The 6,240-nt window shown below is 52.7% G+C and carries 8 protein-coding genes; 1 reads left to right on the top strand and 7 read right to left on the bottom strand.

Translation table 11 applies throughout. The annotated features are described in order from the left end of the window. Window positions 1-245 precede the first annotated feature (245 nt). The 6 genes from ACYVIA_RS21110 to ACYVIA_RS21085 all read right to left on the bottom strand — a co-directional run bounded on the left by ACYVIA_RS21110 (window position 246) and on the right by ACYVIA_RS21085 (window position 4,307). Window positions 246-653 carry a GFA family protein gene (locus ACYVIA_RS21110; RefSeq protein WP_460844155.1) on the bottom strand — a complete coding sequence of 136 codons (408 nt, stop codon included), beginning with the start codon at window positions 651-653 and terminating at the stop codon, window positions 246-248. A 68-nt stretch (window positions 654-721) separates the two neighbouring features. Beyond that, window positions 722-1,111, bottom strand: coding sequence for a DUF6331 family protein (locus tag ACYVIA_RS21105; RefSeq protein ID WP_460844154.1), 390 nt, complete (start codon window positions 1,109-1,111; stop codon window positions 722-724). Window positions 1,112-1,191: 80 nt separating this feature from the next. Then, a complete protein-coding gene (locus ACYVIA_RS21100) occupies window positions 1,192-1,719 on the bottom strand; it encodes a hypothetical protein (RefSeq protein ID WP_460844153.1) in 528 nt (175 codons plus the stop codon). 148 nt (window positions 1,720-1,867) lie between these two features. After that, the gene (locus ACYVIA_RS21095) at window positions 1,868-2,686 is read right to left on the bottom strand and encodes a hypothetical protein (protein ID WP_460844152.1); all 819 of its coding nucleotides are present in this window, start codon (window positions 2,684-2,686) and stop codon (window positions 1,868-1,870) included. Window positions 2,687-3,170: 484 nt separating this feature from the next. Continuing rightward, the gene (locus ACYVIA_RS21090; RefSeq protein ID WP_460844151.1) at window positions 3,171-3,662 is read right to left on the bottom strand and encodes a hypothetical protein; all 492 of its coding nucleotides are present in this window, start codon (window positions 3,660-3,662) and stop codon (window positions 3,171-3,173) included. A 90-nt stretch (window positions 3,663-3,752) separates the two neighbouring features. Further along, entirely contained in the window at window positions 3,753-4,307 is a 555-nt protein-coding gene (locus ACYVIA_RS21085) for a HEPN domain-containing protein (protein ID WP_460844150.1), read from the bottom strand. 149 nt (window positions 4,308-4,456) lie between these two features. Here ACYVIA_RS21085 and ACYVIA_RS21080 point away from each other — a divergent pair, with 149 nt between their 5' ends. Next, entirely contained in the window at window positions 4,457-5,464 is a 1,008-nt protein-coding gene (locus tag ACYVIA_RS21080) for an integron integrase (protein WP_460844149.1), read from the top strand. A gap of 216 nt (window positions 5,465-5,680) precedes the next feature. Here the strand turns inward: ACYVIA_RS21080 and ACYVIA_RS21075 are convergent, their stop codons facing one another. Continuing rightward, window positions 5,681-6,100, bottom strand: a complete 420-nt coding sequence (locus tag ACYVIA_RS21075; protein ID WP_460844148.1) for a hypothetical protein — start codon at window positions 6,098-6,100, stop codon at window positions 5,681-5,683. Window positions 6,101-6,240 lie beyond the last annotated feature (140 nt).

Here is a 6,240-nt window from a genome sequence, read left to right as displayed (position 1 = left end):
TGTGCTGGAACGTTTGCCGTCCTTGCCGGCCCGCCGTATCGACGAACTCCTGCCGCATCGCTGGCGTCCCGCCGCGTAACTTCACGCTCCTCCAGCCTCAAGACGGGATGGCCGGGCGCTTACGATCATGACGCCCAACGCTCAAGTTAAGCCGCGGCGAAGCCGACGGCTCCAACCTGTGGTTAGGCTCTTGGTCTTGTTCCACTTCAAATTCGAACTCAGACAGCAAGCGCCGCGCGCCCACGCTAGGGCGATTGCGGATAGTGAGGGATATCTTCGCTGAGCTTCACCCACGGCTGTGCGCTCGACGTCCAGATGTCTACCATCGGCTTGAATCCGGCCTGATCATCGAGTGAGGCAAAGCGGATGGACATCAGGTCCGGGACGACCTCGCCACGAGTGAATAAAGGCGTTCCGCAATGTGTGCAGAAGCTGCGGGTCGTAGTGCCTCCGCTACTGCCCTGAACAGAATACGTGCCCGGGCTGCCTGACACCTCTGTGTCTGCAACTCGCACGACGACGCCCGATGCGAAGGGCGCTCCACTCGACTGCTGGCAGTCGCGGCAATGGCAATTGAGCATCGCGACCGGATCGCCAGTGCACACATAACGGATTGAGCCGCAGGCGCATCCGCCGGAGATTGTTTGAGTCATTACGTTATTTCTTTTTGCGGCCTACGCTAACGATCATCGGCGCCTGTGGCGCCCGGTGCATTGCCTTGTTAGGCGGTTCCTTTGGTAATGCGACTATCAAGGTGATCGAGCAAGCGGATAAACACGCGTCTGTCTGCCAGATTGTTCATCTTGCTGCTCATGACGACGCCGCTACCGGTCGCCTCAATGTCCCTTTTTGCCTGTTCACATGCCTCATGCAGCTGGACAAAATCAAGACCCAGGAGCGCCTCGTCAATACCGTTGCCAGTGAAGTCGTAAGCATCGAAACCACAGCACTCAGCAACACATTGAGTCTCTAAGCGATCCATCAAAGGCCAAAGTCCTGCAAGATGTTCATCGACTTCGACCGCTTGATCATATCGTCCTTCGAGACTGATGAATTCGATCCATTCACCGTCGGCGATAAGAATGTCGTCTTTATGGTTACGCTTGCTCATTTATTGACGCCCAACGCTGAGCTAAACCGCGTGTGATGCGCAGCAGCACACGTCGGTTTGAGCGCCTAGTTATGCGCAATTCAGCCAAAACAACCACAGCTATCCCAGATTTCTTTACCATTCTCTTGCAACTGTCTTAGCAATTTAGAGTGGATATCCTCAATTTCTGCTTCGTGACCAACAGGGAAATCAGAGCCTGCGTTGGTTTGTAGACGATCCATTGTCTTGAAAAGAAGAAGAGAGTAAGCACCCCAGGTAACCTTATCCATCCCTAGCGCAAGACCTTCCAAGAAAATTTCTTCACACGCTCCAGGGCAACCTTGCAGTGCCGCTTTCTGAAGGTTATCTATTGCAAGCATTTTTTCCTGTTCAGCTTTTTCTGGCTCAGAATCTTCGAGATCGTAAAAATTATTCTTCGAGTTGCTTCCTACATGGTGGTGAGCCACCATTGAACCTTGCTGCAGTCCAAGGGCAATAAGTCGCTCAAGTTCCGGCTGATAGTTTTGCACGTTTTCCTGATAATCGTTGTCGTCGTCATACTCATTTGGGTCCATTCGCCAAACACAATGAAGAATTTCTTTGTCTAATTTCGAGTACTTATCTGGCATATTCCCTCCGCTTACCTTACAGGTGTTCACTAATTTTGATGATTACGCATAACGGCTCATTGACGAGCGCCGTTAGGTGTCACCGTCGAATATGGAGTTAAAGTCGGCTGCATGCTATGAACATTATGGCTTTCTCTCATCGCCAGAATCAGGGGTTAGCGCGAAAACTAAGAATGATGTTTCTGGTGGACGACACGATTTCCTTCCACTCTGAAAGATACCCTTTGCTGAAAAGGATCGATACACGCACGCGCATTTCAGGAAGCATATTGAATTTAAGAGTACAAGGTGCTAACACGTGCGCCTTGTTGCTGCACTCAATGTATGTATCCACCTTGCCATGCTCCCCTCTATGAATATAAATATTTTTATCGTTATAGTCGGGTGAGTGACCGTTAATTCGCTTCAACTCGTCTGCACCGATGGGCTCGTAGCCTACTAAGTCATATAGCTGTTCAGACATTTGTTGATAACGATACCCCGGCCCACTCTCGGCAAATATATTTCCCTTGGTGTAGTTGTCTAAGGCGTTGTCGCCGTCCGAGCCATATGTTGAGTTTGAACTAACACCGACTGACATCCAAATTTGCCCGTATTTGCCGACATCGCGGTTTTGCCTTGAATTCTCGATGGTTCGTACTTCGACTTCAGGAAAGCCAAGATCAAACCCAAAACTGGCGAGCTTCGATTGAAAATTGCGCTGGGGAGTGCGCCCCTTCCTTGGCTCTAACCAATGGGGGGCACCGTCGTACTCGACCAAATGAGCATATGCGCGCGGGATTCGAACCGGGACGCCGCCAAGTTCACCTATCACATAGTCATTTTTATTTTCGCGGAATACCGAGGAGTCGTTTAGCGATTGAGCCGCCTTTGCCTTCGAATAAAATGAATATGCCTCCCCCCATGCCATCACAACGCCGAGCGCAATGGCGGCAATAACTATAACGGCAGCTAACCGCTTCGCCATCCGTGTAGACTTATTATTTGATGGTGACATTCTCTTTAACGCCCAATTGGCCGGCATTCCTGGACGCACGGCTCGAATGTTGAATTAAAGACTGTGCGGTCCATTTTGCAGGCACCTTTCAAAAGCTAGAAAGCAAGCTTGCTGAAGTATTTCCGACTTGCCTTCAGCAGTAAGCCAAGCAGCCAATATGTCGGACGTAAAGACAAGCTTTCCTTCAGCAAGGATGCCCTCTATCTGCGTGTAGAGCCGATGATGGATCTCGTTTAGATCGAGCAATAATCTTGGGTCCGTAACCCCAGGGCCTTGAAATTCGTATGCTTTACGGCCTACCACAGTCAGCAAATGACCAAGCCGCGACAGAAACGTGGACTGCAAGTCCGGAGACATGCTATCCAAAATGCGTTCACAGTCTTGTTGAGTCAATGCCATGGACATTTAACGACCGAGATAACCAGCGGCGCAGCCGTCGGCGTTGATTGGAGAGTTAAACAACATGCGGCCATCCGTATTGGCTATGCGCCTGACGTCCGCAAAAAAGTTGAACAGTTCCGGCTTCTAGCTCAAGGCTGAAGGTTGAAGTCCTGATCGAGAATCGGCGCCAATGCGTAGCCCTATCGAGCCCGGGAATCATCATAAATACATCCGGTGTCTCTTCGAGAACGCATTGGCTCAGCTCACCAACTGGAACGCCATGTAGTACGTCGTCTTCCGCAGCAGGCTTCAAAAATCCAGCAGACTGCACTTTCCGTACTTCTGCAAACTGAAACACAGCATAGGCACGGAATCGCTCGCCGTACGCCCATTTCTCTGACGGGTTTCGGGGCAATTCCATAAACTGCCCAGCAACTGCCACATTATCGAAATCCATTCGGATGGAGTGCGGCGCAAACGAGTCGAGCGAAGGTGGTATAGCTTGGTACGGGCCAAGTAACGCCTTCGGTTCAACTAACAAATCCGCCCAGCTACCCTTATTCATCAAACCCTTTCTCCGTGCTGTTTAACGTTGGAATTCAGGGCGACCTGTGGCAGGCGAAGCCTGACACTGGGTCGGCCCTGGAATGAGTTGTTAGATTTTTTCTGCCAAAAACCTATCCGTTGTATTGGCGATTTGCGTTATGAAGTGGATGTGCTTTCGAAGCTCATCTCTAGTCACGGCATGCTCCTGTGGTTGAGCTACTCCGGAAACAGGGCGTAATGAGCGATGCGCAATATCACCACGCTTCTTAACTAACCTATTCAGTTCTGATTTTGCTTTTGCCGAATCACAGTTGTTCCAGCTCCAAGCTTCTGAAACGTCAATTGAAAGATACTTCTGAAAAAGCTGGCGAACCCTATCAGTGCTGGGGCTATGAAATAACTTTAGATCGGCCTCTAAGGAATTTCGATAGAAGTCAGAAAGGGAGCCATTTTCTTTGAGCCTGCCGCAAATCGAATTTACCTCTTCAGTAATTCTGTCCTCAAAGTACGTTTCGAGTGCGGCAAGCGCCATTACTAGGCTGGCACGCTTCAGAACCTCAATATCTGGTGGTGGAGGCTTGGTATTAAGTGCATCAAAGTGCTTCAGAAGGTCAGTGGAGTCCTGAATTGCATGATTAAATGTTTGAAGTGCATTTGAATTCATTTGAAAAATCTAACTAGATTTGGATTGACAGCTCCGGTCTGATCAACTCGACGCACTGTCCATCCAACCCGACGTGCCGAATTGACGCAAACCATTGCGGCATGATGTTTTTGACAATATACTGTATAAAAACACAGTTATAAATAACCATGAAAAACGTCACTCAGTTTAGTCCGTCCGTCCCTTTCCCGGCAAGGTCGCCGAAGCTGCTGGATCAGTTAAGACGTTGTATCCGCGACAAACACTATAGCTTTCGCACTGAAGAGACATATGTGTATTGGGCACGCTGGTTTATCCGCTTTCACGGCTTGCGGCATCCATCGGAAATGGGCGCGGCTGAGGTGCAGTCGTTTCTTTCCTACCTTGCCAATGAGCGCAAGATCGCTGCGTCCACGCACAAGCAGGCACTTTGCGCGCTGCTTTTTCTGTACAAGCAGGTGTTGCAGGTGGAACTGCCTTGGATGGAACAGCTACATCGCCCCACCCGCCCGCCGAAGCGGCCGACTGTACTCACACCGGCTGAAGTCGGCGCCGTCCTTGACAGAATGTCCGGCACCCACGCTCTCATCGCCCGGGTGCTGTATGGCACCGGGATGCGCCTCATGGAATGCATGACGCTACGTGTAAAGGACGTCGATTTTGAACGGCGCGAAATCACTGTGCGTGACGGCAAGGGGAGCAAGGATCGCGTCACCATGCTGCCATTGACGCTGGTTGTGCCATTGCGCGAGCAGATCGCAGCGGCGCGCGCGCTCTTCGATGCGGACCGCGCCGCTCAGCGCATGGGAGTGATGTTGCCGGACGCACTGGAGCGCAAATACCCGCGGGCATCCGTGCAGTGGGGCTGGTTTTGGCTCTTCCCTTCCGATCATGAATCGACCGATCCGCGTAGCGGTGTGGTGCGACGGCACCACATGTATGAACAGACCCTGCAGCGTGCGATCAAACGTGCAGTCGCCGCTGCCGGATTGACCAAACCTGCAACCACACACACGCTGCGCCACAGCTTCGCGACCCATCTGCTTGAGTCAGGTTACGACATCCGGACCGTACAGGAGTTGCTGGGCCACGCGGATGTGTCGACCACAATGATTTACACGCATGTCCTGAACAGGGGCGGGCGCGGGGTGGTTTCGCCGATCGACCGTAGCGCTTGAGATTGCCACTTCATCTCTCCGCCCCATGTTGCCTCGCACACTGACGATCAGGATTGATGTGATGGTCAACAGGATGTCTTGCCTTGCGAGGTTGCCTTCCTTGCCGGATGTTCCCGGCGCCCTCTCCGCCTGACAGCCTCGTCATCTGAAAGCCTGTTCAGTATCGCCTCGCAGATCTTGCCTACAGTCTTATCAAGGCCGTGGCCGGTACCAGGTTCAGGCCAATGCCAGATGCTTCTGCTGCTCCGGCAAAAACTCGCGGATGTCGCGCGGCTTGCGGCGGCGGGGATGTTCGATTTCATCGAGGCGCAAGGCGCGTGCAGCACGCCAGATCAGCACATCGTCCTCATAGGTGCGCAGCGCGGAGGTCTTCTCCCATGTCACGCGCCGATGAGTGATGAAGTCCCAGCAGACCGGTGTCAGGCCTTCCAGCGCGCCTTCGGCCCGTAGTCGCAATGCGTGGCCCATCACGTCGCCGGCATGGGGATTGTCTTCAGGGAAGTGAATCGAGTTTGCCCATGCGCGCACGTCGCAGAAGTCGAGGACCTGCCCGCGGATCGGCTTTTGCCAGTGATTGGGATGCGCGTTCTGGTTCGGCCAGCGGCCCGCGCCTACCCATGTGCCAGTCTTGAACATAGTGACCTCCTTGTTCAAAGCGCGGCGGCCTGGTTGCACTACCCCGGCGCCGCATGGATGCTGTCCTGGAACCTGTCTTGAAACCTGCTGCCCGCTCTGCTTTTCGGACTGCGTCGTGGCATTTGCAGACTGTGCCCTTG

It is taken from the genome of Noviherbaspirillum agri (assembly GCF_054780595.1).
Note: the sequence above shows the minus strand (reverse complement) of the source record. Positions and strands in the feature narration are given on the sequence as shown.